Genomic DNA, 1,116 nt, shown 5'->3' with positions numbered 1-1,116 from the left:
GTAAAAAAGAGATAGTAAAGATAAAGATCACTTTTTTGCGCTCATTTTTATTTTTGATTAATGTCTGTAGCCATGATTTTTTAGCTGGAGATTTAGCTGAATTCATTTTCTTCCTCCTTGGAAAAAACTAGTTAGTATCAGTATGAACTTTTTTTCTTAAAAATTCTTTAAAAATCCTTCTTTTTTAGAAAAATTCATTTTTTTCTTTGCAATACGCGTTATAGTTAAACAAAGGGTTAAAAAAGGAGATGAATACATGAAAAAACGAATAAGTATATTTATAATCAGTCTTTGTTTACTTTTAACGGCCTGTGGTCAGGAACCTGCTCAAAGCACAAATGCTGAGCAGCCAAAACCGTTGGACGTAAATCTTCAAGGCCCAGAGGCGTTACGGAAAAATGAAAGCGGTATCTACAAAGTCGAAGTTACATATGGAGACGAAAAAGTAAAAAATGATGATGTTGAAATGATTGAATTTGAAATAGAGAAAAAAGATGGCGAAGAGAAAGGGAAGATGTTAAAGCCTAAACAAATAGGAGAAGGTGTATATGAAATACAAACATCTTTTTCTGAGCCTGGCACATATACCGTGCAATCACATGTTTCTGCAAAAGGGACGCATAACATGCCTCTTATAACCGTTACGGTTAAATAAAAAAAGTCAAGGATGCTAATTCCTTGGCTTCTTTTCGTTTAGTATGTCCATTGAATTCCCATTCTACAAGGGGAAAAGGTTATTTGGAATAGGATGATGTTTTCTATCATCAATTAAAGTAATGCACTGAGCCAGCTGTTCAACTCCTCGTTTGATCGTATTCGTATTTACTTGTGAGATGCTTAATCGGAGAAGAGTGTCTAGTTTGTATTCTGGTAAAAAAAATCTAGAAGCATCATCAACATATATGTGCTGCTCGTTTAGCATATGAACGATCTGCTTTGCTGTCACATGCTCAGGCAAACTAATGGATAAATAGAATCCTGAAGTTGGTTTAGAAAAATGTGTATGAGGGGGTAGCAGTAAATCACATGCTTCTACAAGAGTTTGCATTTTGGTATGGTATACCTCTTTTATCTTTTTAAGATGACTCGTAAACATGCCGCTTTTTAAATAAATTT

2 protein-coding genes are annotated in these 1,116 nt (G+C 34.1%); one reads left to right on the top strand and one right to left on the bottom strand.

The genetic code is table 11. From position 1 onward, the window contains the following. The first annotated feature begins 256 nt into the window (after positions 1-256). Entirely contained in the window at positions 257-655 is a 399-nt protein-coding gene (locus AC1DRF_RS29090) for a FixH family protein (protein ID WP_097825198.1), read from the top strand. A 63-nt stretch (positions 656-718) separates the two neighbouring features. Here the strand turns inward: AC1DRF_RS29090 and AC1DRF_RS29085 are convergent. After that, on the bottom strand, positions 719-1,116 hold a 398-nt coding region (locus tag AC1DRF_RS29085), incomplete at its 5' end, for an aminotransferase class I/II-fold pyridoxal phosphate-dependent enzyme (protein WP_477742453.1).

It is taken from the genome of Priestia sp. P5_B4, assembly GCF_056400385.1.
Note: the sequence above shows the minus strand (reverse complement) of the source record. Positions and strands in the feature narration are given on the sequence as shown.